The organism is Bradyrhizobium diazoefficiens, assembly GCF_016612535.1.
Lineage (GTDB): Bacteria > Pseudomonadota > Alphaproteobacteria > Rhizobiales > Xanthobacteraceae > Bradyrhizobium > Bradyrhizobium diazoefficiens_C.
The window spans coordinates 1-26,261 of sequence record NZ_JAENXS010000009.1 but is presented as its reverse complement, the minus strand read 5'-3'; the positions used below and the strand labels follow the sequence as shown (position 1 = coordinate 26,261).

Annotated in this window: 19 protein-coding genes and 2 pseudogenes; 6 read left to right on the top strand and 15 right to left on the bottom strand. The window is 58.6% G+C overall.

All coding sequences use genetic code 11. From position 1 onward, the window contains the following. From JJE66_RS37725 to JJE66_RS37690, 9 genes and pseudogenes are all read right to left on the bottom strand, one after another. Window positions 1–295 (bottom strand): efflux RND transporter permease subunit (locus JJE66_RS37725; RefSeq protein ID WP_200520845.1); only part of this gene is annotated, 295 nt, incomplete at its 3' end. 386 nt (window positions 296–681) lie between these two features. Next, complete coding sequence (gene glmS, locus JJE66_RS37720; RefSeq protein ID WP_200520844.1) at window positions 682–2,508, bottom strand: glutamine--fructose-6-phosphate transaminase (isomerizing); 1,827 nt, start codon at window positions 2,506–2,508, stop codon at window positions 682–684. 1,162 nt (window positions 2,509–3,670) lie between these two features. Next, window positions 3,671–4,342 (bottom strand): nitroreductase, encoded by a 672-nt coding sequence (locus JJE66_RS37715; RefSeq protein ID WP_200520843.1) that lies wholly within the window; start codon window positions 4,340–4,342, stop codon window positions 3,671–3,673. A gap of 34 nt (window positions 4,343–4,376) precedes the next feature. Next, window positions 4,377–5,354 (bottom strand): NADPH:quinone oxidoreductase family protein, encoded by a 978-nt coding sequence (locus JJE66_RS37710; RefSeq protein WP_200520842.1) that lies wholly within the window; start codon window positions 5,352–5,354, stop codon window positions 4,377–4,379. Window positions 5,355–5,426: 72 nt separating this feature from the next. After that, window positions 5,427–6,719, bottom strand: a complete 1,293-nt coding sequence (locus tag JJE66_RS37705) for an acyl-CoA dehydrogenase family protein (RefSeq protein ID WP_246756876.1) — start codon at window positions 6,717–6,719, stop codon at window positions 5,427–5,429. Between the two features lie 47 nt (window positions 6,720–6,766). Continuing rightward, a complete protein-coding gene (locus JJE66_RS37700) occupies window positions 6,767–7,978 on the bottom strand; it encodes an ABC transporter substrate-binding protein (RefSeq protein ID WP_200520841.1) in 1,212 nt (403 codons plus the stop codon). A 103-nt stretch (window positions 7,979–8,081) separates the two neighbouring features. Beyond that, window positions 8,082–8,224: pseudogene (locus JJE66_RS38380) on the bottom strand (acetyl-CoA C-acetyltransferase); the annotation flags it as partial. 138 nt (window positions 8,225–8,362) lie between these two features. Beyond that, a pseudogene (locus JJE66_RS38375) lies at window positions 8,363–8,584 on the bottom strand (acyl-CoA dehydrogenase family protein); the annotation flags it as partial. A 356-nt stretch (window positions 8,585–8,940) separates the two neighbouring features. Further along, complete coding sequence (locus JJE66_RS37690; protein WP_200298500.1) at window positions 8,941–9,612, bottom strand: TetR/AcrR family transcriptional regulator; 672 nt, start codon at window positions 9,610–9,612, stop codon at window positions 8,941–8,943. 251 nt (window positions 9,613–9,863) lie between these two features. Here JJE66_RS37690 and JJE66_RS37685 point away from each other — a divergent pair, with 251 nt between their 5' ends. The 3 genes from JJE66_RS37685 (at window position 9,864) to JJE66_RS37675 (ending at window position 12,966) form a co-directional block, all read left to right on the top strand. Continuing rightward, window positions 9,864–10,325: an AMP-binding enzyme gene (locus JJE66_RS37685; RefSeq protein ID WP_200520840.1), complete on the top strand. Its 462-nt coding sequence runs from the start codon at window positions 9,864–9,866 to the stop codon at window positions 10,323–10,325. A 76-nt stretch (window positions 10,326–10,401) separates the two neighbouring features. Beyond that, window positions 10,402–11,598 carry a diaminopropionate ammonia-lyase gene (locus JJE66_RS37680; RefSeq protein ID WP_200520839.1) on the top strand — a complete coding sequence of 399 codons (1,197 nt, stop codon included), beginning with the start codon at window positions 10,402–10,404 and terminating at the stop codon, window positions 11,596–11,598. A gap of 459 nt (window positions 11,599–12,057) precedes the next feature. Beyond that, on the top strand, window positions 12,058–12,966 hold the full coding sequence (locus JJE66_RS37675; RefSeq protein WP_200520838.1) for a LysR family transcriptional regulator: 909 nt from the start codon (window positions 12,058–12,060) through the stop codon (window positions 12,964–12,966). 338 nt (window positions 12,967–13,304) lie between these two features. Here the strand turns inward: JJE66_RS37675 and JJE66_RS37670 are convergent, their stop codons facing one another. From JJE66_RS37670 to JJE66_RS37655, 4 genes are all read right to left on the bottom strand, one after another. Continuing rightward, window positions 13,305–13,829 carry a hypothetical protein gene (locus JJE66_RS37670; protein WP_200520837.1) on the bottom strand — a complete coding sequence of 175 codons (525 nt, stop codon included), beginning with the start codon at window positions 13,827–13,829 and terminating at the stop codon, window positions 13,305–13,307. 344 nt (window positions 13,830–14,173) lie between these two features. Then, window positions 14,174–14,335, bottom strand: a complete 162-nt coding sequence (locus tag JJE66_RS37665) for a hypothetical protein (RefSeq protein ID WP_200520836.1) — start codon at window positions 14,333–14,335, stop codon at window positions 14,174–14,176. 702 nt (window positions 14,336–15,037) lie between these two features. Continuing rightward, window positions 15,038–15,547 carry a GNAT family N-acetyltransferase gene (locus tag JJE66_RS37660; RefSeq protein ID WP_246756875.1) on the bottom strand — a complete coding sequence of 170 codons (510 nt, stop codon included), beginning with the start codon at window positions 15,545–15,547 and terminating at the stop codon, window positions 15,038–15,040. A gap of 1,239 nt (window positions 15,548–16,786) precedes the next feature. Beyond that, a complete protein-coding gene (locus JJE66_RS37655; RefSeq protein ID WP_200520846.1) occupies window positions 16,787–18,865 on the bottom strand; it encodes a prolyl oligopeptidase family protein in 2,079 nt (692 codons plus the stop codon). Between the two features lie 785 nt (window positions 18,866–19,650). Between JJE66_RS37655 and JJE66_RS37650 the strand changes: the two genes are divergently transcribed. Beyond that, window positions 19,651–21,066, top strand: coding sequence for a pitrilysin family protein (locus tag JJE66_RS37650; protein WP_200520834.1), 1,416 nt, complete (start codon window positions 19,651–19,653; stop codon window positions 21,064–21,066). Then, window positions 21,063–22,433: a pitrilysin family protein gene (locus JJE66_RS37645; protein WP_200520833.1), complete on the top strand. Its 1,371-nt coding sequence runs from the start codon at window positions 21,063–21,065 to the stop codon at window positions 22,431–22,433. The genes JJE66_RS37650 and JJE66_RS37645 overlap by 4 nt, the downstream gene beginning before the upstream one ends. A gap of 389 nt (window positions 22,434–22,822) precedes the next feature. Here JJE66_RS37645 and JJE66_RS37640 read toward each other — a convergent pair whose 3' ends face one another. Continuing rightward, window positions 22,823–23,029: a cold-shock protein gene (locus JJE66_RS37640; RefSeq protein WP_200520832.1), complete on the bottom strand. Its 207-nt coding sequence runs from the start codon at window positions 23,027–23,029 to the stop codon at window positions 22,823–22,825. Window positions 23,030–23,694: 665 nt separating this feature from the next. Between JJE66_RS37640 and JJE66_RS37635 the strand changes: the two genes are divergently transcribed. Further along, entirely contained in the window at window positions 23,695–24,906 is a 1,212-nt protein-coding gene (locus JJE66_RS37635) for a right-handed parallel beta-helix repeat-containing protein (protein ID WP_200520831.1), read from the top strand. A 335-nt stretch (window positions 24,907–25,241) separates the two neighbouring features. Here JJE66_RS37635 and JJE66_RS37630 read toward each other — a convergent pair whose 3' ends face one another. Beyond that, window positions 25,242–26,150, bottom strand: coding sequence for a tyrosine-type recombinase/integrase (locus tag JJE66_RS37630; protein WP_200520830.1), 909 nt, complete (start codon window positions 26,148–26,150; stop codon window positions 25,242–25,244). Window positions 26,151–26,261: the final 111 nt, after the last annotated feature.

The following is a 26,261-nucleotide window of genomic DNA, read 5'->3' as shown; positions in this document are numbered from 1 at the left end:
CGTTCAGCTTGATATAGACCTGAATCGTCGAGGTGCCGAGCACCGAGGATGAGGTGATGTAGTCGACGCCCTCGGCGGAGGCGACCGCCTGCTCGATGGGCGTGGTGATGAAGCCTTGGATCAGGTCGGCGGACGCACCGGGGTAGACGGTCGTGATGTTGATGACCGTGTTCGACAGCTTCGGATATTGCCGTATCGGCAATACCATCGCCGCACGGAAGCCGATCAGCAGGATCAGCAGACTGACGACGACCGACAGGACCGGGCGCTTGATGAAAATGTCGGTAAAGGCCATCGCGGCGATCTCGAATTCGTCTGCTTGAGTAATGTGACCCGGCGTCAGGCCGGATCACGCGAGCGCGTTATCAGTAGCGCAGGGGCTGAAATGGCCGGCGCCGGTTCGGACGAACTCGCTACGGCCACATCCGAGTGCAGGCCGAGTGGTCCGGGCGCAACGACCTTGTCGCCCGCTTCAGATGCAAGCGAAGTTACCATGTCGTCGGCCTCCTGAAGGCGCGTGTCGAGAACCTGCTAGACTTCGGCGCAGATTCGAACGCGAAAGCGGCAGACGCTGGCATCTTTGACCGCCTAAGTTTGGCGGCGCTGGCCGGTCGTGAATGCTCTAACATAATTCTCTAGACCGGTTTGGCGACAAGACGCGATCGACGGCTTCCGTCCTCGCTATTCGACCGTCACGGACTTGGCGAGGTTCCGCGGCTGGTCGACATCAGTGCCCATCACGACGGCCGTGTGGTAGGCTAGCAGCTGCACGGGGATCGCGTAGACCATCGGCGTGAAGACGGCAGGCATCTCCGGCAGCACGATCGTGGCGAACGTATCCAGTGTCGCCTCCTCAGCGCCCTTGGCATCGGTCAAGAGGACAATGTTGCCGCCGCGCGCTGCCACCTCCTGCATGTTTGAGACCGTTTTCTCGAATAAGCAGTCATGCGGTGCGATCACCACAACTGGCACGGCCTCGTCGATTAGCGCGATCGGGCCGTGTTTGAGCTCGCCCGCAGCATACCCCTCTGCATGGATGTAGGAGATTTCCTTCAGCTTCAGGGCGCCCTCTAGCGCGATCGGGAAGCTCGTGCCGCGACCGAGATAGAGTACGTCGCGTGCTTTCGCGATGTCGCGCGCAAGCCTCTCGATCTGCGGTTCGGTGGTGAGCGCCGCCGCCATCAGGCGAGGAATTTCCACCAGGCCGCGCACCAGCTCGATCTCCTCATCCTCGGACAGTTCGCCGCGCGCCCTGGCGGCCGCGACCCCAAGCGCCGCCAGCACTATCAGTTGGCAGGTAAAGGCTTTCGTCGAGGCAACGCCGATCTCCGGGCCGGCCAGCGTCGGCAGCACGGTTTCGCTCTCGCGAGCGATGGTCGACGTTGGTACATTGACGACTGCAAGTGTGTGTGCGCCTTTCGCCTTGGCGTAGCGGAGCGCAGCAAGCGTATCTGCGGTCTCGCCCGACTGCGAAACAAAGATCGCGAGATCACCTCTGCCCATGGCAGATTCGCGGTAGCGGAACTCGGAGGCGACGTCGACTTCAACGGGCACGCGGACAAAGCGCTCGAGCCAGTATTTCGCGACGGAGCCAGCATAGCTCGCTGTGCCGCAAGCGATGATCGTGATGCGGCGGACGTCTCTGAAGTCGAACGGCAGCTCGAGCGGTAGAGCAACGCGTTCGCAGGCTCCGTCGATATAGCGCGCCAGAGTCTGCTCGATCACCTTCGGCTGCTCATGGATCTCCTTGGCCATAAAGTGCCGATAGTTCGCCTTGTCAACCAGGAGCGACGACGCACCCGATTTCAGCGTCTCGCGGCGCGCGACTGCCCCTTTGGCATCGTAGATGACGTGGATCTTGCGGGTAAGCACGGCGCAATCCCCGTCATCAAGATAAGTGATGGCGTCGGTGAACGGCGCGAGCGCAATGGCATCCGAACCGACATAAACCTCGTCATTGCCATACCCGATCGCGAGCGGAGATCCCTTCCGTGCAGCGATCATGAGATCGTCGTGCCCCTTGAACAGGAATACCAGGGCAAACATCCCGCGCAGTCGCGGTAAGGAAGCTTTCACTGCCTTTTGGGGCGAGTAGCCCTCCCTCAGATAGGATTCGACCAGGTGCGCCACCACCTCGCTGTCAGTGTCGGAAACAAATCGAGCACCTTTGTGCTCAAGTTCGGCTCGCAACTCGCGAAAATTCTCGATGATTCCGTTATGGACGACCGCGACATTGTCCGTCGTATGCGGATGCGCGTTGTACTCCGTGGGCTTGCCATGAGTGGCCCAGCGGGTATGACCAATACCGGTGTGACCGGGCAGCGGACTGCGGCGGAGGCTGGTCTCAAGATTTTTCAGCTTGCCCTCGGCGCGCCGGCGCTCAAGATGATTGGCGTCGAGCGTTGCGACTCCCGCTGAATCATAGCCGCGATATTCGAGGCGAGTAAGCGCTTCAATCAACCGCTCCGCAACGGGTTGGCGCCCCAAAATGCCTACAATCCCACACATGCGGATCAACATCCCCCATATTCAAGAATAGAGTTTTTGGAGCAGCTAGACTTTTCTTGAGACCGTCGATTGAAGGTGCTCAATGATTGTTGCGGATTTGGGTGCTCTGGATTCTGCGGCCAAATCCAAGCTCCGCCGGCCGAAGCGCGGTTCGGGCGAGCAGCATCGAATACAAGCATGTGGCGGCAGCAGGAGGCGGTAAGGCGCGTATGCGTGGCGAACGGAGAGTCATAGCAACTGCGACTCTTTGGAACAGCCACAGTGTAGCCGCGGTCGGGGGTGCTTGGGCACGTCACCGCAAGTTGCCTCTGCAGGATCGATGACACTCGATCCAGATCGACGAGCCGCGAGGTGTCGAGTTATCTGCCGGCATGAACTCCACCCATTGGATCCGTTGAGAGCCAAGCGTCATGGCCCAGCCTCCTTCGCAAGAGATCGGTAAAGCGGATAGCTGGATAGTGGAACTCCATCTCGAAGCTGTCGCTCGTACATGGCACACACAAAAGAAGCCCGGCCGTCTTCGGCGAACGGGCAGGAGTCAACCTCGGCGGACGTCGCTGTTGCGACAGCTTCCGTCGACAGTGGCAGGGCCTACGGGCCGCAGTACCCGCCCAAGCACGTGGCCGGACTAAGATGCACTGGGTTGATGCTCGAGATGCACCGAAACTTCCCCCGGCTCTCGGCAAAGATCGAAACACCATTCTGATTGGCCGAAGGCTTTTCTCCAGACCAACGTCTTTCTTATGCGGGGCCTTATAGGATTGGTAAAATCGATTGTGTTGATGGGCCGCATCTACAGAATGGATAGCTACCGAAAAGCTTTCTTACGGTCCGTTGTCATTAGCGACCTCGCTGTTTCGAGATCGCTCGCCTCCAATATGGTTCGAGCGCGGGTAAGGACGCACATGGCCAAAGAGGTTTTGTGGTTCAGGATGGCGAGCTGCGCTCAAGGCGTTGTGCAGCTCCGGCCTGTTCGTTGCGAGGACTTTGCAATGTCCCTCGCGGGCCAACCCTCACATATCCTTGCGGGGTTCTGAGCCTCCTGATGTGGCGTAGTACATCGGGCTACTGCTCAGAGTGGATCTTCCGCACGTTCCTGGCGAGGCCGTTGATCAATTTGCGGACGCTCGATATCCGACGGATCTTGTAGTCGAAGCCCTGGTCAAAATCCACGGATTGTCATGAATTCCGATGGATCAGCACGATCTGCGCGCAGTCGGTTGATCGGATGCTCTCGATCCATGTAGCCGAGAGCCATGCCGCAAAAGAGCATCAGATGGGAGGGCAACCCGATGAATTCCGCGACGGTCTTGTGCCACAGCGCCCAAGCTTCTTGCGGACAGGTACTCAATCCCTTCTCCAAAGCGAGCAACATAATGGATTGCATGTACATGCCGAGATCGGCCCATTGCCCAGGCTCCATCTGGCGATCGATGGCGAAAAACAGGCCGACAGGCGCACCGAAAAAAATGCAGTTCTTCGCGAGCTGATTGAGACGCGCAGCTTTGTCCTCGCGCGGAATCCCGATGGTGCGATAAAGATCTTCGCCGTTCTTGAATCGCCGACTTCTATACGGCTCCTTCAGTTCTGGCGGGTATATGTTGTACTCTGGCTGCTCGCCCATCGGGCTGATCTTGATCCGCTCGGCCATCAACGCCTTGAAACGTGCGAGCTCTTGGCCGCCTAGCGCCCAGACATGCCACGGCTGTAGATTGCCGCCGGATGGCGAACGACTGGCCCCAAGCAGGATGTCTTTGACGACCTCGCCGGGGACAGGCTTCTCCAGGAATGCCCGCACAGAGGTCCGGGAATTCAGCGCGTCCGAAACATTCATGAGGATTCTCCAGAAACCCAATCTAGGAGGATCGTCAGCCGATCCGGACGACCATCTTTCCAAGGGCCGAGCGCGTCGTCATCGCCTTGAACGCTTGGTGGAATTCCTCAAATGCAAAGATCTTTCCTACGACGGGAACAAGCGTCTTCTCGCTTAACCAAATGAACAGCTGGGCGATGACTTGATCTCGCACATCCGGTTCACGACGACCAATCTGCGCCAGGTCGACACCCAACAGCGCCCCTCCCTTTAGAAGAGGCAGATTGAACCGCAGCGCTGGGATAATCCCTGAAGCGAAGCCGATCACCAGGTGCCGGCCATTCCAGGCGATCGAACGGAATGCCTGCAGGCTCAGCTCTCCTCCGACGGGATCATAGATCACGTCCGCCCCGCGGCCCCCGGTGAGTTCCTTGAGTTCGTCACGCCACCCGTCGCGCGTGTAATCCAGACCCTCATCGGCACCACATTTGATTGCGAACTGCCGTTTCTCCTCCGTCGAGGCCGCTGCAATGACGCGGGCACCGAGCAATTTCCCGACCTGAACGGCCGCTATCCCCACCCCACCGGCCGCCCCCAACACCAGAAGCGTCTCGCCCTTCTGCAACTTTCCCCGGGCGCTGAGTGCGTACAACGCTGTCAGGTAATTGGCGAAGAAGGAGGCACCGACCTCGGGCTCTATGCCTTTTGGCGTCACGAAAAGGTCCGCGGCCGGCACGCAGATATATTCGGCAAGACCGCCATTTCTGACCATGCCGATGACTGGCGTGCCGGGCGCAAAGCCCTCAACATCTGCGGCCGCCTCGTCGACAACTCCGGCGAACTCCGACCCCGGCGTAAAAGGTAGAGGGTCCTTGGTCTGGTACAGGCCCTGCACCTTCAGGCCATCCACGAAACCGACGGCAGCGGCCTGGATTCGAACGCGGACCATTCCCGCTGACAAGTCCGGCCTAGCCACGTCCTTGATCCTGATATTTTCGATGCGATCGTAGTTTTCGACCAAGACTGCTTTCATGACACCCTCTTCAGCGCGCCGGCCTATCGGGGTCGGCCATCGAGTTTACGCGTTGGACAGATTCCCCAAATCCTAGAGCGCCCTGGAGATCACTTCCTTCATCATTTCGCTGGTTCCACCGTAAATGCGCTGCACGCGTGCGTCGGCATACATGCGTGCGATGAGGTACTCGTTCATGAAGCCGTACCCACCGTGCAGCTGCAAACACTCGTCAATGACCTTCCCCTGCTGCTCGGACGCCCAGAGTTTGGCCATCGAAGCCGTGGCTGCATCGAGCGTACCGGAGACCAATGCTTCGACGCACTGGTCGACGAAGCTGCGCGTGACCTTCGTGATCGTCGCCAACTCGGCCAGCCTGTATTTGGTGTTCTGAAATTCGGCGATCGACTTTCCGAACGCCTTGCGTTCCCGAACAAACGCAAGCGTCGCCTCGAGAGCGCCCTCCATTGCGGCCGCGGCCATCACGCCGATGATGGTGCGCTCATAAGGCAAGTCTGACATCAATTGATAGAAGCCAAGCCCTTCCACTCCACCGAGCAGATTTGCGGCCGGCACCAGGACCTCGTCGAAGAACAGCTCGCAAGTATCCTGCGCCTTTAGTCCGATCTTATCGAGCACGCGGCCGACCCGAAAGCCGGGAGCTTTGGCAATCTCGACCAGGATAATCGAGATTCCGTTGGCTCGCTCGGCCGGACTGGTCTTCGCAACGACGAGCACCAAACCCGCAAGGACGCCGTTGGATATGAAGGTCTTGGAACCGTTGATGACATAGCCGTCGGCACGCTTTTCGGCGCGAGTTCGAATCGATTGAAGATCCGACCCGGCCCCCGGTTCGGTCATCGCAATGGCTCCGACGAGTTCCCCACTCGCCAAGCGCGGCAGATATTCCCGCTTTTGCTCCTCGGTCCCGTGGTTCAGCAGATAGTGGGCTACGATCGTGTGGACAGAGGGGTTCATTCCCGTCAAGCCGCGGCGCGCCATGGCATCGTAAAAGATCGCTTCGTGCCGAAAATCGCCTCCGCCGCCGCCATATTCGCTCGGGATGTCCGAACAGAGAAGCCCAAGCTCTCCAGCCTTCAGCCAGAGTTCGTGCCCGACATTGCCTCGTTCGCGCGCCTCTTCATCCAGCGGCGCCATTTCCTTGTCGATGAAGCGACAGACCGTGTCTCGGTACATCTCGAGCTCAGAATCGAGCCAAGAGGGTCGATAGTTGATCATGCGCCTACTCATCGCTTCTCCGAGCGTAACAATTACGTTCGCGGCCGCTTGAATTCGCAAAACATGCCGACAGTGTGCGACTGGATGGCTGCGGTCGGGTCGTTCGGGCTTTTCGTGACCGAACGCTGCCGATTGCAAACGCCGCATACCTTTCGCTCTGCCGAAGGCATGCGCTGCGGTTCTCTGCGAGTGGCCTAGTCGGCCGTGTCCCCGTTGATCACGTCGCCGAACAGCTGCCATTTTTCGCCGCCAAAGCGCATCAGCTGAAGTTGGGTGATCGGAGCAAAGTCGGTCGGCGAGGTGTTCACGTAGATCCCCGGCAGCAGCGCCTCGGTGCGCCAATCCTTCAGGTTCGCAGCCTGCTTCATGACGTTCTCGCGCGTGAGGTCGTCACCGCATTGCTTCAAGATTTGCGCCAGGGTCTCCGCAAGTGCGTAGCCGGTAATCAGCAAAATGTCGCGTTTGTTGCCTTCCGGATAGTATTTGCCAAGAAAGCTCTGAAACTCCTTCATTCCGGGATCATTGTCCCACTGCGGATCCGCCGGATCCTTCAAGTAAGTGGCAGAAATGATGCCTTGCGCGTTCTCGAATCCGGCAGGCTTGATCACACTGCCCACAGACGCCGAAACATTGCTGAGAATATGCAGCGGCTTCCAATCGACTTCAGCGATCTTCTTGATTGCCTGAGCGGCAAACTTGGGAGAGCTGATGTTGACCAGGGTATCGGCCCCCGTCGCCTTGAGCTTGACGATATGACTGTCGATCGTCGGCTCCGAAGTTTCGTAGCTTTCCTCGGCGACGATCTTCGCGCCGATCCTGTCCTTGAGTCCCTTCAGGTAATCCTTTCCGAGATCGTCGTTCTGGAAGAATACGGCGACTTTGGCGTTCGGCTTTTCCTTCAAGATATACTTCGCGTAGGCATGCGCCTCGCTCTGGTAGGAGGGCTGCCAACCCGTAGTCCAGGGAAAGTTCTTGGGGTCATTGAATTTGGTTGCGCCCGACGCGACGAAGAGCTGCGGGATCTTCTTGGAATTCAAGTATTTCTGGATGGCTGTGTTGTTGGCTGTGCCCAGCGGATCGAACATGAGCAGGACTTCATCGCCCTCCACCAGCTTGCGCGTCTGCTCGACAGCCTTGGGAGGCGAGTACGCATCGTCATAGCTGATGAAGTTGATCTTGCGGCCGTTGATGCCACCCTTATCGTTGATCATCTTGAAGTATGCGGCCTGCACCTGGCCGATGACGCCGTAGGCGGATCCTGGGCCACTGTAGGGCATGAGATTGCCGACTTTGATCTCCGTATCGGTGGCCCCGGTGTCGTACTTCTTCTGCGCGAACGCGACGTCCGAGGCGAGCGTGATTGCCGCTGCCGCCAGAGCGGTCGTCCCTATAATCCTTACAAACATATAATCTCTCCTTGTTGGGTTTCGCTTTTATTTTGTTTTGACGTTCTACTCCTGGCTCTTGATCGCGACCCGTCAGCACGTCCGAAAGATCACCCCAAAGCCTCATGATGGTCACGTTCGCGATGCCGCCGCCCTCGCACATCGTCTGAAGCCCATATCGCTTGCCCGAACCCTCAGAGCATGGACCAGGGTTGAAAGGAGCTTCGCACCCGGGGCACCGAGGGGGTGACAGAGCGCAATCGCGCCGCGAATGCACCAATCATTCGGCCAGAGATGAGGGAGGGCAGAAATCCAGCTTGCTGCGCTGGCGTGCCGTCCTTGAGCAGGGCTGAAACGATCAGAGTGTTTTGAATGTTCAAAATGGTAGACAGAGCACCGGTCAGCCGCGGCGATTTCAATAAGCGAGAGCGCGCACGAAACATAGTCGGCGCCTGCTCCGCCGACCGCTTCGGGCGCCGTGATGCCCATAAGTCCGCGGCTCGCGAGTTCCTCAAACAACCGCGATGGGTATTGCTGGGCTTCTTCGTAATCGCGAGCGAAGGGCGCAACGCGCTGCCGCGCGAACTTGCGCACCTCGTCGCGAATGGCGGCTTGCGTTTCAGTCATGATCACTGCGCGCGCCTATCGATTATTCGCCCAGGCGACCTCAAGACGGGGAGCGCGACTGCGCTAAGGACGACACGGAAACACAGTGAAGTATCTGGCTTTATTAGTTTCTGCCGAATTGATCGGCTCCTCCCCTGTTGAATGTTCGCGCTTCTGCACCCGCTAAAAAGTGATATTGATGTCATATTACTGAAGGGGCGCATCGTCAAGCCGACCCGCGGAGCGCAGGGCCAAGCCTGTCCACCTGACCTTTTGGATGATTGCCACCGCTCGAACACTGTTCGAGACTTCAGCAGCAAGCGGCATCGCGCCTGTTCGGCTACGACACACAGGTTCGATCGACGGCAGAACGGATGCTAGTTGGGAGCCGCGGGATCGTCATTGGCGGCACCAAACACGCCACGATACCAGACCTTTGCACAGTGTGACCCTATGTGCTCGATCTCCGCATCGCTTGGATCTTCCGACGCGAGATCGAATTTCATGTAGGCAACCTGCTCCATCGTGGCGCCGAGCACTTCAGCAGCCATTTCAGGATCGAGTTCGCGGCTGAGTTCGCCCAAGCTCTGAAGCCGTGTCAGCCAAGTCGCGGTGCGCCTTACGAAGCGGCTACGTTCCGTGACATACAAAGACAGAAACGTCGCTTTCTCGCCGCGAGCCGCCGCCTCGCGCATGACGCGCAACAGCTTGCGATGCTGGGCATAGATCTTGAGATACGCGATCGTATTCTCAACGAACTCGGCTTCGGTTGCCTTCAACGAGCGGCCCGACCTTCGCTTACTCGCAACGTAAATCTCGTCGACCAATGGCCGCAATACGGCCAGCAGAATCTCATCCTTGTTTCGGAAGTGCCGGTAGAAGTTGCCGTAAGACGTTCGAGCGAGCTTGACGATGTCTTGGACCCGGGTGGCCTCGTATCCTTTGCGCGCGAATACGCGTGCCGAGGCGTTCAGCAGGCGCTGACGCATTGCCGCGCCCTTCGCCGTGGCAGGGGCTAACGGCTCCAACGCAGAATCGGTCTCCAGCATTTGGCACCCATAACACCGCGGCTGCTTGACCACCAGCTTGGAACCCGGTAACATGACGTCGATGTCAGTTTAAGGCTAGGCTCGAATCGCAATCATTTCAAGGCCGGGAGCTGCAGAGCTCGCCCGGCCTGTCGATGCAGCCAGTAGCCCCCGAGCAGGGGTGGGCGCCCTCGGGTGCTCGGTCGCGGCAATTCCGTTCAAATTCCAAATTTCGCCTCTCTCTTGGAAAGGCGACATCCAAGGACGTGTTGATGTATTCGGGCACCCATGCGCTAACAAATCCGGCCCGCCCGGCCCTCATCATGACGCATTGGACGACGGTCGGCGATATCGGACACGTCGGACGGGTATGTTTTCTTGACCGATCGCAAGGCGTTCATGATCATCTCAGGCGGGGTCAACATCCGTCCTCAAGAGATCGAAACGTTCTCGTGCTTCATCCTGCGATCGCGGATGTAGCCGCCATAGGGATCCCCGATCCAGATATGGGCGAACAGGTCAAAGCCATAGTGCAATTGCTGCCAGGCATGGAGGGCAGCGATAACTTGGCGGAAGAACTCATCGCTTTCATGAAGAATCGAATTGCAGGCTACAAGGCGCCCTGCAGCATCGATCTTGCACGAGGTTGCGCGTTCACAGACTGGCAAGCTCATGAAGCAGGAGTTGCGTCGTCGGTATTGGTCGGAGAAGGCAGCCTGACATCAAGCGCCTGAAATGGAATGAACCGCTCTGCTCTGCCGCCCGCCATCGCATGTATGCCGCTGAATTTGGTCAACACAACATAACGCCATGTTGCTCCGCAATACCCTCAGTGACTATCGATTGCCGCTCGATTCCTCCGATGCCGATGCTCTCGGCGTCGAGGCTGCCCTGGCAGTGCAGCACTTTCTCCAGCACAGGCAGGGAGCGGCCCCTACCCCGATGGTTTCACTTCCTGCCGTTGCGTGTCGTCTGGATGTCGGATCCATTTACGTCAAGGACGAAGGACAACGACTGGGTCTCGGTAGCTTCAAAGCACTTGGTGGGGCCTATGCAGTCATACAGCTCGTCCTTGGGCTCGCGTCGCAACGGTGGGGCCGTCCAGTGGATATTTCCGAATGGCGCTCGCCGGAGGTCGCCACGGTCGCCGCGGGCATCACCGTGACATGTGCCACCGACGGCAACCACGGCCGATCGGTCGCACAAGGCGCGCAACTCGTCGGCGCAAACTGCGTCATCTTTGTTCATGCTAGAGTCAGCGATGAGCGCTGCCGAGGGATCGCGCGATATGGTGCCCGTATCGAACGTGTTCAGGGCAATTACGATGATTCCGTTGCGTCGGCATCGAAAATCGCCAGCGAACGGGGCTGGATTGTGGTCTCAGACACATCTTGGCCAGGGTACGAACGGATTCCTCACCTCGTTATGCAAGGCTATACGGCATTGCTTCGTGAGGCCCTTGCAGCACTGCCGAAGCCTCCAACCCACGTGTTTGTCCAGGCCGGTGTTGGCGGCATCGCAGCGGCGACTGCCGCTCATTTTTCGCTTGTATTCGGAAAGGACAGGCCCTTCTTCACTGTGGTGGAGCCGGATCGAGCGGCCTGCCTTCTCGAGAGCGCCAAGGCCGGCCAGATCGTGAAGGTGCCGCACGACAGACCAACTGTTATGGCGATGCTTGAATGCTACGAGCCATCACTTGTTGCCTGGCGCATCCTCTCACGCGTTGCCGATGCCTTTATGACCGTCGATGATGCCGAGGCCGTTACGATGATGAAGCAGCTTGCTTATCCCGTCAACGGCGACCCGGCGATCGTCGCCGGCGAAAGTGGCGCAGTCGGTCTCGCCGGATTGGCAAAGGTGGCGGGCGATCCAGCGCTGCGTGCGGAGATCGGGCTGAAGTCAAATGCCTGTGTCTTCCTGATCAATACCGAGGGCGCGACTGATCCAGCGCTCTATGAGAAACTCGTGGGCGCTCGCCCCGAGGACTTGACCGGCAGAACCGGCTAAGGATCGCACACAACATGCCGAGTTGTCCGACGTCTATGGGGTTTGCAGTGGCCGCCCGTGACAGCCCTGCGTCCGGCGGTCGCGGTGCGACAGCGCTTTCGGTTCTTCACATGCCTCGCGATCACCGGCCATTGCCTGTGGATTTCAAAAGTCCTTCTGCACTCAGGAATCGTTCGCGACTCCTTTGCCGGCTTGCGGATCCAGTTGAACACTGCAGTCGCCTGCTCGCCTTTCGCGGCAACTCCAAAGCGAAGTCGGAGGGCTCTTCGATTGTACGGAAGCAAGTAGCTGATATACGAAGGGTTGGGAAAGCTATACCAAGGTTTGCGTGCAGCAGTTCGTCATCATCCTGCTATGTCTCGACTCTAACTCTCCATCCAAGATTTGCCGCAACTCCCGAGAGTAGGTAAAATCGATTGTTTGGATGGAGCACATCGACACGATGGATAAATTCGCGCCATGCGTTTCAACGGTCTTGATCTAAATCTTCTCGTCGCGTTCGACGCTCTCATGACAGAGCCGAACCTCACCGCGGCCGCGCGGCGAATCAACCTGAGTCAGCCGGCCATGAGCGCGGCCGTGGCGAGGTTGCGCACCTATTTCCACGACGAGCTTTTTACCATGATGGGTCGCAAGCTTGTTCCTACGCCGCGAGCCGAAGCGCTTGCTGCCCCAGTTCGCGAGGCTCTGTCGCACATCCAACTCTCCATTATTTCTCCTGACGGCTTCAAGCCGGCCGAATCGAATCGCCGCTTCAAGATCATCCTTTCCGATTTCATGATGACCGTGTTTCTTCGAAAGGTCGTGGACCGCGTCGCGCAGGAAGCTCCCGCCGTCTCTTTCGACTTGCTGCCACCCGAAGAGGACCCCGATCAGCTTCTCCGGCGCGGTGAGATTGACTTCTTAGTTTGTCCGGAACTGTTCATGTCGCGAACGCATCCCAAAATGCCGCTGTTTGACGAAAGCTACGTGTACGTCGGCTGCCGCATGAACAAGCAGCTAAATAAGCCGATTACATTAGAGAGATACCTGTCGACTGGGCAGGTTGCGGCCAAATTTGGGCGGACGATCAGACCTTCGTTCGATGAATGGCTCTTGGTCGAGCACGATCTCAAGATTCGCATTGAGGTTGCTGTGCCGGGCTTCAGCTTGATTCCGCCGTTGATAATGGGGACTGATCGTATAGCGACAATGCCATCGAGGATGTTCAAGCATTTCGAGAACACAATGCCCTTGCGAAAGATCCAAGCTCCGCTGCCGGTTTTTGCCTTCACCGAGGCCGTCCAGTGGCCTGCACTTCACAACGCTGATCCGGCCAGCATTTGGCTGCGGAGCATTTTTTTGCAGGAGGCGTCCCGCATAGCATAGATTCGCCTGAGCTCGAACACGTGGCTGGTTAACCACAGCACGCGGCGATCAATGACATATCGCGTCACCGGATTTGAGAGTACGCATCCGCACAGGGCGTAGCCTGATTGGACTATTCTGGCTGAAGTGCTCGCGCCTCGCGGGATTTTCCTTGTCCATGCGGACGAAGTCGATCACTAGTCCATACTGAAGTCGGTGAAGGGCTGGATATCCTCTTCTCCGAAGACATGGACCCGAATGACGCCGTCCTCGATCTCCATTTCGTTGGCCGACGTCGCGCTGCCAGTCTTTGGTTCGCCAAAACGCGATCCCGTCCACCAGAAAGGCATCGCCCGACATTAACGCTGGTTCGTGCTCGGTTCGGAGATCAGTGGCGCGCCCCCGACCGAGACCGGCCCTTCTGGTTTGGCGGGTTGGACCACTCGCTTGGCCGGCCTCGAAACGGGTGGGGCTGGCGGCGGAGATGAAGGAGCCAGAAGAACGGAGGATGGGACGGTCGGTTTCTGCAACGACTCAATTCTCGATGTCAGCGCCTCGATCTGATCCGCCATCCGTTTCAAGTCGTCTTGCTGCGTGCCGATGTTACGATTGATCTCTCGAATTTGATCACTAGCCTTCTGCTGCTCGGACCGAATCTCCAAGAGTGCCTCCCTATCTTCAGGTGACAGGCTTGTCGTTGGGACGACTTCGCCAACCGACGGCTTCTCGAAAATTTCTTCAGCATTGGTCCAGAAATAGGCTGCTCCGGCACACAGGCCGATGGATACGGCCGCGAGCGCGAAAAACGACGCAAACCGTCTTGACGACCTGTGCAAGACGGGCGGTGGTTCCAAGCTGCTCGGTTCATCAATCACATTCGTCATCCGTCAGCCTGCCATTCTCATCCGTGTTGGTTTTTCTCGTGACGCGATAAAGGGTGATGGTCAAGAGATCTTGGGGACCGAGAGCGCATCGTTTGCGCAACTTTGTCCGATCGCTTGGTCTCATGAGACCCATTGACAGCCGGCGCGGCGAGCCCCGTAATCCATACTTCGTTGAAGCTGAATGATCCGGAGCTGCGACCCAGCGGATGAGCGGTGCCTAACGGAGTGCCATCTTGGCAAGCTCGCGCTCGTCGAGCTCCAGTGATCTCCTTTCAGACAAGCGCTATTGGGAGCGCCTCGTCTCCTCGCCGGCCCGTCGTCGCCGCAAACAAGCCTGGAGCGGTTCAAGACCAGGGGCTCAATCCTCGCTCTCGCATATCTGAGTATCCAATTGGCTTGCGCGGACGGTCGGTCGCGTTCAGCCAGTTGTTGGAAATGCCGGCATTTTTGCGCGCAGTCAAATACTGCTTCTGCTTGCGCTTTGGCCGTCGAATGGTCAGCTGCATGAAGGGATCGTGGGACTGCAATCCAGCGCTCCTCGTCGCCGGCTCGCTCGTTCAACGCTTTTTTGCGCAAAACGCAGACTCACGCACAAAAGCTGCAATGTGAACAGAAAAGCGCAGGCTGCATGATTTGTCTCGGGTCTAATTTCATTGGCGTAATGGGGGCTTACGTGACGAGCCCGATGGCGCGTGCCGCAATCGTTATCTCGCATCTGATTGGTGTTGGGGATGTGCCGCTTCCGCAACTTCGATAAGAATGCAAACTATCCGCAATCATTTGCCGACGAGCTTTTTGATCACGGGCCGGGACGCGCGACGCTCATTTCCGAATCTACCGGTGCATGAGCCATCATCGCGAGCTGGGTACAGCATCAGGACACATCCTGCCGCCACGAGGACATCCTACGCATACGCCAGCGCAGGAATCGATCCGGTGCCGATTGATCGTCCAGGCCGGCCAAATCCGAAATTGAGTTGTCAGACAGAAGTCGCCATCGGAGTTCCGGCTCTTAAGAGGATGGCTCAGCTGAGGCCCTTCACGTTCGTAGGCTTCAATTAAGAATGTAGAGGGGCTCAGCTAGGGCCCATACCTGATCTGGTCGCGCAAGGCAGCAATATGGGCATGTCTGCCTTGCCCCGTGAGAGATCAAGCGCGCTTGACGGCGAGATATAGTCGCCACAATCCGCGTAAGTGCTACACACAATTTATGCAAATGTTGCAACGGTTGAGTCCGGGATACGGCGTCGTGGTGCGCGGCGCCGCCGAGGCTCCAGTCGGGTTGGAGCCGCAGGGCTACCCTGAGCTGGGCCGTGCAACGGCAATTTGAGGCGCGGGCCAATCTCTGAGAAGCCGAGCTTCAAGTACAATGCTGAGTTGGGACTGCGGTTCCAGATCGGCTGCCTTGGCGCTCCCACTTCGAGTTGGCCCCAGCCTTTTGTTGTCCCAAGGGTAACGGCCGCGTCGATGAGCGCCATCGCAACACCAGATGATCGCTGCTCCGGCACCACGTAGAGCTCAGTGATAATGCCGTAGGTTCCGCGGGCAAAGAGGGCGGCGCTTTCCGATAGCATGATGAGGCCGACAGGGTGTTCCTCCGTAAAAGCAAGAAACCCCGAGATGCGCTCCTTCATGGCAAGCAGTTCTGCAACCAGTTGACTATCTACTCCGGCCTCCAGGTGACCGGCCCCAAGTTCGGCAAGCAGAGCACTGACCATCCGAGTCACCGTTGCGGCATCGTCGACCGAAACCTCACACGTCCTCACCATGTCACATCCTCCACCACGCATTTCAGCGGCAAGGAACGGAGCCGCCGCAGCCAACAACCAAAAGTAGATACGCTGACAATTTGAAGGTCCAATGACGCCTTCGCTCACACCATTGAGAGGTCGCCAGATCTCCGCTTGGCTCCTAGCTGACGGTGACGGCTCAACGTTTAATCAAACCCGCCTCCTCAGCGACCTGCGCGAGCTTTCGATGTCGCCGGCCGCACTGCTACGAGCTCAATGAGCTCGATCAGACTGGCGACCGATCGACGCAGGTCGCATTTTGCTCCATGCGAGCAGGCCCTCGGCTGTTTTAATGCGGCGCCAAACAATCGTTTATGGGGCATTTCGCGATCGGTGGTGACAGCATGCGGACCCGATGTGAGTTAGGCCAAAAAGCGACGCGCACGTCGGATCGTGCCGTGTGACTCGGAGTTGTCGAGCTCGTCGAAGGATCCTTCGATCTCATCAGTGTACCGCGACGAACGAGCCATTGGGCGATAGTCTCAGAGAATGAACTACGGCGCGAGTCGAAGACGCACTCTTTTTTGTCGTGGTTGGAAAACCAGCTTTCTTATATTTACGACCAACGGATCGTTTGTTGCCGCATGAAAGCATCACCGCCTGGCAAGTGCCAAGGGAGCTTTGGTCGAGACAGCATCTTGCGCCATTTCATTGATCCTGGTTCTCCGCTCGAAGTCATGCTTGTCTTGGTTGAACTTACTCTTCGCGCATCACTCAAGGGCGGCCAGCTGTGACGTGCCGCGGTGTGGGCCGCGGCGGCGTTACGCCAGACCATCTTGGGAAATTCAGCGGCGAATTTGCCGACCAGGAAGCACACACGCCTGCGCAGGCGCGGCGATGATGCGGACGCTCCGCTTTCGCGCTCTTTTTCGGACTGCCGAAGCAGGACCCGACGCCTTGCGCCAAAATCCCGCGAAGACGTTCTATGGGCATTGCCGTGTTTTTTCGGATTGGCTCCGGCAATGCCGTTTTCGGCCCAGTCTTCGATGCGTAGACGGCGTGAGCATGTCCTTGCTGAGGTCCTATCGGCTGTCGCTCTCGGCTAGCTGCGCACGCCGTTCTCACCTCGCCAGAGCCTGGAGCAGTCACGGCACTGCTTCTCTTTTCTGCGCCTGACATTTCAGTCTCGCTCGATCAGCACTCGCCATACCTGAGTGTGAAGCTCGCTTAGGCCTGATCGTCCAACCATCCGATCTTGCTCTTCAGGAACTGAAAGCCAAGCACCTGAAAGCTGGCATGCTCCTTGTTGTCCCTGCCATAGCCGTGGCCGCCCCCGTCTGCTTCGTAGAAATAGGCCTCGTAGCCCATCACCTGCAGTTTCGCTACCATCTTGCGGGCGTGCCCCGGATGAACCCGATCGTCCCGCCGCGTGGTGGCAATCAGAATCGACGGATAGCGTTGGCCCGGTTTGGCTGCATGATAAGCGGAATAAGTCTTGAGCCATTCCCACTCCTCAGGTTTGTCGGGATCACCATATTCCGCGATCCAGCTCGCTCCAGCCAGCAGCTTTGTGTACCGGCGCATGTCGATCAGCGGAATCGTGCAAAACAATGCGCCGAACCGCGCAGGATAGCGCGTGAGCATGTTGCTGATGAGGATGCCGCCGTTCGACCCGCTTTCGGCGGCTATCCGCCTCGGCTCAGTCACGCCGCGGCGCACCAGATCGGCGGCTACGGCCGCGAAGTCATCGTGCGATAGTGTCTTGCCGGCAAGCCGCCCGGCATCGTGCCAGCGTGTGCCGAACTCGCCCCCACCGCGCAGGTTTGCCTGTACCGTGGTGCCACCACGCTCCAGCCAAAGCTTGCCAAGGGCCGCATTGTAGTACGGCCTCACCGAGAGCCCAAAGCCGCCATAACCGCTTATATGGACCGGCGCGTTGCCGGTCTCCGCGGCTGGACCGGTCTGTACATAGGGTATCCGCTCGCCATCGGTCGAGATCGCCTCGTGCTGCGTGACCACGAGGCCCTCGGCGCTAAACGTCTTTGGCGCCTGCTTCAGCACGATCGGGCTGGAGATGCTGCGTTCGATCAACATCAGTGAAGGTGACGTGAGCGGATCCTGCACGGTTGCGAGAAGGTCGCCGTTGCTTTCGGTTGGATCACGATCAAGGGGCCACACGTCGACCACGCCGATGCCGGGCAGCCCGCGCAAATTCTCGTGGCTCCAGCCGGCGGATGAAGGCGTGCAAGTCTCGAATACTGGGCGTAGCTCGTCGAGAATGGAAAGAACGAGTTTGTCGTCGGCCCAGAACAATCCCTGCAGTGCCCGGCGCGGCCCCGGCGCGAAAACGACCTTGAAGTTGCGATCGCCGGCCAGAAAGGCAGACAGCCACATCCCAAGCACAGTATCGGGCGGATGGGTGACGCCGGCAATGCTCCATGCTGAGCGCAGCTTGACGACGAGCCAGTCCCGGTGCACCCGCAGCCAGATGTCGGAGGGAAGGTCGAGCTTCACGCCCGCCCCGGTTTCGGTTCCGAGCCAGACGTCGGAGTTGAAGAAATCCAGGTGATCGACGAACCAGACACGTGGCAATGGTCCGGTCCGGTCGACTTCGCAACAAGCCCACATCCGATCTGGCGTGGTCTCGAACACGACGGTGGCGCGCTCCACAGGCTCGCCACGGCGCCACAATCGCACGGTCCTGGAATAGCCGGCCGTCGTTGCCATGCCGTTGCCATGTGCGCTGGACAAAAGTAGCGTGTCGGGATCGACCCAGGTGGCGCCACTCTTGGCCTCCGGCAACGTGAAGCCGTCGGCCACAAAGTCTTTCGTGTTAAGGTCGAATTCGCGCAGGCTGACAGCATCGCTTCCGCCGCGCGACAGGCTCAAAATGATTCGTGGATGATCTCCTGGCAGCGAGGCCATTGAGTTCAAGAGCCAGTCCTCGCCTTCCTTTGCCGCGAGCTGGTCGATATCGAGCAAGGTTTCCCAGGAGGGATTCGGCTTGCGAAATTCGTCCAGTGTGGTCACCCGCCACAGGCCGCGTGGGTTGCTGGCGTCCCTCCAGAAATTGTACAGATGATCGCCACGCCGGCCGACATAGGGAATATTGTCCGATCGATTATAGATCGAAGCCAGCGCATCGCGATCCCGCTCGAAACCCGCTCCGCCGAAAGCCCGCAACGTCCTGCCGTTCTGCCGCTCGACAAAATTTAGCGCGCGTCCGCCGTCTATCTCTTCGAGCCAGAGATAGGGATCATCATCGGGAGCGGAGAGCGTCGGCCTTCCAGCTTGCGATTTTGTCATCAATCTTGCTTTCGACACGTTCACTCCTCGGACTGGCATTGGTGCGCACTTTTCGATGCGCCATCGAGACTTGATCATGTGGTTTGATCGCCGCGCCGAGCCTACAACCTAACGCGGCATGCGATTCAAGTCTTTCCTTCGAAGTGAACGCTGCTCCGCAGATTGAGATACTGAGGTTGGCTCCACGCCATCAACTCGGCGACGAGCGCAGTTACTAGTTGGCGCTTCTATGCGAGCTTCTAACATTGATTTGGCGAGGCATGCATTGAGGGATTTCCGCCAAGATGCCGCAATGATGATCGACCCAAGCGGGTAGCTGCAAATGGATGTGGCATAAAAAGCGACGCGCACGGCTTCTGCGCCGCCGCAGTGGAGTGCATCTGACTTCCTCAAATGGCAAGCCATTTTGGAATGACCATTGGCATTGTCCGATATACGACCATGTCGGAGACGCAACGTCGCTTGTTCGAGCTGCCCTTGTATTTGCGAGGTTTCCTCTTTGGCACGGCTAATGCTTGGGGGACTCGCATCGCGTTGGACCGACATGGTCCTGCCGAAGCGCACAGACTCTCGATTGGATTATCGGAGAGTCCAGAGCGAGCGAGAGATGAAGTTCGTTCATCACTCATCCCCCATTTCCTGACGAACTAGAATGGAGTTTTTGAACAGCCATGCCGATCCAGCAACTGACGAACTACGTCAATGGCAATATTGGACCCAAATGCCGCGCGCTCTATTGTGCTTTCTCCTGGGATCTTTGGGCCCGGATGTTTACACGAATCTCGATGTCCTCGTACCCGTCCGCGGCTTGCCTCCTTGCTGCACTGCTCACGAGCTGCACTCTGTCTAGCGACCTCGCATTTGCCCAGACGACGCTCACGTCGGCGCCGCCCGCCAGCTTCACGCTCAGCAATGGGCTTCAGATCGTGGTGATCCCGGATCATCGCACGCCCGTGGTCACGGAGATGATCTGGTACAAGGTCGGCTCCGCCGACGAGACACCCGGCAAATCTGGGCTTGCCCACTTTCTCGAGCATCTGATGTTCAAGGGCACGGAAAAGCACCCGATCGGCGAATTTTCCAAGACCGTGTTTCGCGTCGGCGGCAACGAAAACGCATTCACCTCATTTGATTACACCAGCTACTTTCAGCGCGTCCCGCGCGAGCAACTGCCGACGGTGATGGAGTTCGAGGCCGACCGTATGAACGGCCTCGTCCTCAAGGACGAAAACGTGCTGGCCGAACGCGACGTCGTGCTCGAAGAGTACAACATGAGCGTCGCCAACAGGCCCAATGAGCGTTTGATCGAACAGATCATGACCGCGCTCTATCTTAATCATCCCTATGGCCGGCCCGTGATCGGCTGGCATCAGGAGATTGAGAAGCTCGGCCGTGAGGACGCGCTCGCCTTCTATCGCCGTTTTTATTCGCCGAACAATGCGATCCTCGTGATCGCCGGCGACGTCGAGCTCCCCGAAGTCCGCTCGCTGGTCGAACGCAATTTCGGTCCCATCCCGGCCCAGCCCGCAATCCCGGCCCAGCGCGTCCGCCCGCAAGAGCCGGAACCGGCAGCCCCGCGCACTGTCACGCTGTCCGACCCGCGCGTCGAGCAGCCCGTCCTGTGCCGCTTCTATCTGGTGCCCTCGGCGAGCACGGTCGCTCCCGGGGAGAGCGCGGCGCTGGACGTGCTCGCGCAGCTCTTGGGCAGCGGCAGCAATTCCTATCTCTACCGCGCGCTTGTGGTCGACAAGCCGCTCGCCGTCTCCGCCAACGCCGGCTATTCGAGCATTTCGCTCGATGCGACCCAGTTCGCGGTCTCGGCCTCGCCGAAAACCGGCGTCGGCTTTGCCGAGGTCGAGGGGGTGATCGACGGCGTCATCGCCGGCATCGTGCAGAACCCGATCCCTGCCGAGGACCTCGAGCGGGTCAAGACGCAGCTCATTGCAGGAGCGATCTACGCCCAGGACAACCAGGCGGCGCTAGCGCGCTGGTATGGCGGCGCACTGACCACGGGTCTGTCGATCGAGCACATCCGAAGCTGGCCAGACCGAATTCGCGGCGTGACCGACGAACAGGTCCGTGCGGCTGCACAAAAATGGCTCGATAAGAAGCGCTCGGCCACGGGCTACCTGATCAAGGACACCACTGCCGCCAAGACTGACGCCAAGACTTCCACCAAGCGCGAGGAGAAACGTACGTGATCCATCCCATCCTTCACGCCCGACGCATCGTCCTGTCGTTGGCCGCCGGCGCCGCGCTCGCTCTGGCTCCGGTTTCGCCCTCCAAGGCCGCCGTAAAGATCCAGCGCCTGGTCTCGCCCGGCGGCATTGAGGCCTGGTTCGTGCAAGACGCGACCGTGCCGCTGATAGCGATGGAATATTCCTTCTCCGGTGGCTCCTCCCAGGATCCGAAGGACAAGCCGGGCGTTGCCAATCTCGTCGGCGATCTCCTCGACGAAGGCTCCGGCGATTTCGACTCCAAGACTTTCCATGAACGTCTTGCTCGCCGCGCCATCGAGCTGCGCTTCCGTGCCACCCACGACAGGTTCCAGGGTAGCCTGCGCATGCTGCGCGACAACAAGGACGAGGCCTTCGACCTGTTGCGGTCCGCACTGACCTCGCCGCATTTCGACACGGCCGATGTCGAGCGCATCCGCTCCCAGGTCATCTCTGGGCTGCGCCGCGAGACCACCAACCCGAGCTCGCTGGCAATCCGCAAATTCCTGGAGGTCGCCTTCGGCGATCATCCCTACGGCCGGCAGACCAATGGCACACTGAACAGCGTGCCGACCATTAACGTCGCCGACATGAAGGATTATGTCGGCCGCATCCTCGCCAGGGATACGCTGAAGGTCGCGGTGGTCGGCGACGTCGATCCGGACACTCTCGGCAAGCTGCTCGACGACACCTTCGGCGCCTTGCCAGCCAACGCCAATCTGGCGCCGGTCGCGGAGATCGAAGCCGCAAAGCCACCGCAGCGCGCCTTCGTGCCGCTAGACGTGCCTCAGACTGTGATCACCTTCGGCGGTCCCAGTTTCAAGCGCGACGATCCGCACTTCATGGCGGCCTATGTCGTCAGTCATATCCTCGGCGGCGGAATGTCCTCGCGGCTCTATCATGAAGTCCGCGAGAAGCGCGGGCTCGCTTATTCGGTGTTCGAATCGCTGCACTGGATGCCGCATTCGGCGTTCTTCATCGGCAATACCGGCACGCGCGCCGACCGCGCTGGCGACACCATCGACGCCGTCGAGAAGGAGGTACGCCGCATCGCCGAGGCGGGACCGACGCAAAAGGAGCTCGAAGATGCCAAGTCCTACCTCAAGGGCTCGCAGATGCTGGCGCTCGACACCTCGTCCAAGCTGGCCTATGCGCTGCTGCAATATCAGCATGATCAGCTGCCGATCGATTACATCGAGAAGCGCAACGGCATCGTCGATGCGGTGACGCTGGACGACGCCAAGGCAGCCGCGAAGCGATTGTGGGGCCAGGGCCTCCTCACCGTTGTTGTCGGCCGCGCACCGCAAGCCGCGGCGCTGCCTGCCGCCGTTCCGGCGCCGAAGCCAGACTGATCAGGCGCAAATCGATGGCCGGGCTTGTCCCGGCCATCGATGTCATGACGCCGTACTGTTGATATGTATTCTTGGTAATTCCCGGCGCCCACGCTGGTTCACCTGCTGCGGGCAGTTCCGCTACCAGGCCATCGCCGAGCCGATGTGCTGAGCTGACCTGCGCAGCGCCTCAGGCGCGGCCGGACAAAGAGCAAATCCGTCGAGCGATATCTGCTGGCGAAGCTTCCCGACTGGCAATCTGTGTTGAGGCCGGCTGGGCCCTTCAGTTCGAAACCCATGCTCAATGTCCTGGTCCGATAAGCCTCGCCAGAGTCTTGCTTTGGAACACTGCATAAGGCGCACGCCAATATGGCCCCTGGCCTCAGCCCCCGCTTGCCAAAGCAGAAGCGCTAGATGAGGCGCAGGTTATCGGCTGATATTTTGCCCGACCGGCCGATCTTTGGTTCGTAGCTGATCTTGTCTCCTTCCGGGAGGAGGACCAGGCCAGCCTTCTGCACCGCAGAGATATGAACGAACACGTCAGGGCCGCCATCGTCCGGCGCGATGTAGCCGTAGCCTTTAGTCGGGTTGAACCATCTCACGGTTCCAATCGCCACTGTGTTTGCTCCCTAGAAACGACACTGAATCACGCGCTGCGATGTAGCAGCCGCGTTGCTGATCTCAGCAACTCGCGTGCCGCTCCCAACACGCTGTAGAGAGTGTAGAAGGCCGTGTGTTTGGCGCGAATTCGCGGGACTCTTTGTCTGTCGTTCTTGAATGCCACCCGGCGAATGTCTTCAATCCGACAACACTGGCACGGCAAGATACGAGGGCGATGACTCGGCCTCTCTCTCTCCTGTACTCATTGTCCTGTGCAGATCACATCACGAGACCCTCTGCACCGGCTCATCCAAGTGATGTTGACGTTCGGCAAGTGAAGTTTGGCAGCGGTCCGATTGGCCAGGAGGTCGCTGCGGGTCTCCGGCGAGCCGCTCGATCGTTGGCAGACTTGAGTTTTGATGCTAGTCGGCCATCCACGCCGAACCACGTAACCGTGTGCGCTACCTTCCCGATTCTTCTTGTGGCATGCTAGGCTCGTGCATTTTGAACGGCTCACAGGATCGGCACCGTTGAGCCGGGATGCAAACAATGCCACGAAGACTCCGTCCGCGTGGCTGGCCGTTGGATCAGACGATGGGTCGTTTCAACGTTTCTTTCATTCGCCGATGGAGAGTCGATGTCTACGAGGCAAGCGGTATGCCAGCTGAAACAGTCATTGGGAATGCTCGCTGGACTGGCCGGCATTGTTGGAATCTCCTGTGCTTTCGCAGCAAGCAATCCGCGATGGGACAGCGCACAGGGCTTTGGTGCTGGAACGACGGGCGGCCTGGGAGGCGAAGTGGTTCAGGTCAGCTCACTCAAGGATCTGACTTATCAATTGTGTCGTTCGTATAGCTCTGGAATCTGCAACGACGATACTCCGCGCGTTGTCCAGATCGTCGGGACCATAGATTTCACAGGAACGGAAGGGCGCGGTAAGGGTCCGGGTTGCCAATACAGCAACACCTGTCAGACGCCCTACAAGGGTGAATCGCTTCTCCTCTTGGATGGGCTCGATACGCACTGCGACGGCAAGCTCAAACTGGAAGTCAGCTTCGATAAGGCGGGCAAGCATCCCTTGGAGGTCGGATCAAACAAGACCGTGATTGGCGTCGGATCAAACGCTGCAATTAGGGGCAAGGGACTGCGGCTGAATGGTGTGAGCAACGTCATTGTCCGCAACCTGACCATCAGTGACATTAATCCCGGCATTGTCTTCGCGGGGGATGCGATTGCGATTTCGCGAGCGAACCGGGTCTGGATCGATCATAACCGCTTTCATAACATCGGGCGCCAGATGATTGCCGGCGGCCTTGGGGCGACGACGAATATCACGGTCTCGTGGAACGATTTTGATGGTAGGGATAACTACTCCTCTTATTGCAACGGAGCGCATTACTGGAACCTGCTTTTCCTTGGCAGTCCTCAGTCGATCACGGTTGCCAACAACTACTTCCACGAGGTCTCCGGACGGGCTCCGCACATTGACGGTCTACGGTCGGTCATTCACCTGGTGAACAACTACTTCCGCAACACCGAGCTGCTGCAGCGCAATGGTTTCTTTCACGCCCTGGATGCCGGACCATCCGTTGAAGGCCTGATTGAGGGCAACTACTTCGACAACATAGAAACCCCGATCAGGGCCGAGACTGGGCATGTCTTTGGCGCGCTGGGAGGCATAACTCGGGAAATGCAAGAACTCTGCCGAGCCATGCTTGGACGCATGTGTGCGGGCAACATCGCGAGGCCCGCCCCGCGCATCAATGGATTCCGGCTGGATGAAAGCGTCATTAGATCTTTTAGCGCTCTTCCGAAAGCGGCTGTTCATTGTCCTGTCCAGCCGGATGATGTCCCGGCATTGGTCACCGCCAATGCAGGTCCCGGACACCTTTGAATATTCCGATAGGATCCAGCGAAGCTGCGGCGGCGCGCACGCATCCAGCCGATGGTCCCCACGGAATTCTTGCCTCTTTAGGCAGATCACTTGCCTTCCCCGACGAGCTCCGGAAGAGCGCCTCAAGCTTTCAGATCAGTTGGATAATCCCACAGAGACCCATGCATTTCCTCTTGATGCGGGCATGGATTGCGTGAAAGAGCGCATCCGCTTCGAGCTTTGGCAGGTCTAGTCGGTCCACGAAAGATGATCGTCCCCGAACAGCCAGGCAGGTCAAGTCGCGCAGCCCTTTCCCTCATCATGAGGGCCACGCTGGACGGATGCGAGTGTTTTACCTAGGCTGCGAGATTACGAAGCACGTCGGCCCGCTCAAGGCAGGTTCTAAGTGCCTCGTCTGACACGTGGGTGTAAATCTCAGTAGTTGATATGCTGGAGTGACCCAGCAGCTTCTGAACGAACCGAATGTCTACGCCGCGCTCAATTAATAGAGTTGCTGCGGTGTGACGGAGCATATGGGGTGTAATTCGACGCTTGCTCTCCGAAGCGTCCGAGTAGCGACGAAGCACGATCCGAACTGATTGGGGCTTCATCGGGAGATTCCGTCGGTTCAAGAACAAATGCCCGGCTTGTGTTCCATTCCTTGCACGCAGCACCAGAAGCTGGACAAGTTCTGATCGAAGATCAGGGTCAGAGACATACACGTGCCGATCTCTTGATCCCTTGCCGCGGATCCTAACATTCGCCCCATCCGGAGTGACGTCAGTGACGATTATCTTGCAGAGCTCTCCCACCCTTACTCCTGTCGCGATCATCAAACGAACCGCGATTAGGACGGGCTCGGACGAGCTGGAGATCGCCACATGCCTCGGTGCCAACTTGGACAGTACACTCAGCACCTCAGGCCTCGAAAGACATCGCGGCAGCCTCTTTCGACGAGGAAGCTCTAGACGCCACCCTTGAAACGGATCGCCGGCGTATCCCAACAAAGTCACGCGGCGAAAGAATGTACGCAAACAAGCAAAACGCCGACGAACGGTTGAGATAGAGAGCTTTCGGTGCTCCAACAGGCTGGCTAGATAGGCTCCGAAATCAAGGTTGGTTATTAGACCGACGGACCTGTCGTCTTTCAAGAACCGGCGAAAATCGTTCAAATCCGCAGCATATGCTTGAACACTGTGCGCGGATAATTGCCGTTCAACCGCACAATACCGCAAATACTCGGCAACTGCTGAGCCAATCAGCATGACTACGCACTCCTCCAGACAGCTCGCTCGTCTCTACCGCAAGACCGGCCGCTTTGGGATGCGCCTAGATTCATTCATGGTAAACGCCATGACAATCCGCAGGGAAGGAGA

Bases quoted from the DNA above. Each gene is read 5' to 3' on its own strand.
- JJE66_RS37690 (WP_200298500.1), bottom strand. From the start codon at position 9,612: ATGCTGGAGACCGATTCTGCGTTGGAGCCGTTAGCCCCTGCCACGGCG.
- JJE66_RS37710 (WP_200520842.1), bottom strand. From the start codon at position 5,354: ATGAAAGCAGTCTTGGTCGAAAACTACGATCGCATCGAAAATATCAGG.
- JJE66_RS37685 (WP_200520840.1), top strand. From the start codon at position 9,864: ATGTATTCGGGCACCCATGCGCTAACAAATCCGGCCCGCCCGGCCCTC.
- JJE66_RS37635 (WP_200520831.1), top strand. From the start codon at position 23,695: ATGCTCGCTGGACTGGCCGGCATTGTTGGAATCTCCTGTGCTTTCGCA.
- JJE66_RS37665 (WP_200520836.1), bottom strand. From the start codon at position 14,335: ATGCAGCTGACCATTCGACGGCCAAAGCGCAAGCAGAAGCAGTATTTG.
- JJE66_RS37670 (WP_200520837.1), bottom strand. From the start codon at position 13,829: ATGACGAATGTGATTGATGAACCGAGCAGCTTGGAACCACCGCCCGTC.
- JJE66_RS37705 (WP_246756876.1), bottom strand. From the start codon at position 6,719: ATGCGGCGTTTGCAATCGGCAGCGTTCGGTCACGAAAAGCCCGAACGA.
- JJE66_RS37630 (WP_200520830.1), bottom strand. From the start codon at position 26,150: ATGCTGATTGGCTCAGCAGTTGCCGAGTATTTGCGGTATTGTGCGGTT.
- JJE66_RS37660 (WP_246756875.1), bottom strand. From the start codon at position 15,547: ATGGTCAGTGCTCTGCTTGCCGAACTTGGGGCCGGTCACCTGGAGGCC.
- JJE66_RS37715 (WP_200520843.1), bottom strand. From the start codon at position 4,342: ATGAATGTTTCGGACGCGCTGAATTCCCGGACCTCTGTGCGGGCATTC.
- JJE66_RS37675 (WP_200520838.1), top strand. From the start codon at position 12,058: ATGCGTTTCAACGGTCTTGATCTAAATCTTCTCGTCGCGTTCGACGCT.
- JJE66_RS37650 (WP_200520834.1), top strand. From the start codon at position 19,651: ATGTCCTCGTACCCGTCCGCGGCTTGCCTCCTTGCTGCACTGCTCACG.
- JJE66_RS37680 (WP_200520839.1), top strand. From the start codon at position 10,402: ATGTTGCTCCGCAATACCCTCAGTGACTATCGATTGCCGCTCGATTCC.
- JJE66_RS37700 (WP_200520841.1), bottom strand. From the start codon at position 7,978: ATGTTTGTAAGGATTATAGGGACGACCGCTCTGGCGGCAGCGGCAATC.
- glmS (WP_200520844.1), bottom strand. From the start codon at position 2,508: ATGTGTGGGATTGTAGGCATTTTGGGGCGCCAACCCGTTGCGGAGCGG.
- JJE66_RS37655 (WP_200520846.1), bottom strand. From the start codon at position 18,865: ATGACAAAATCGCAAGCTGGAAGGCCGACGCTCTCCGCTCCCGATGAT.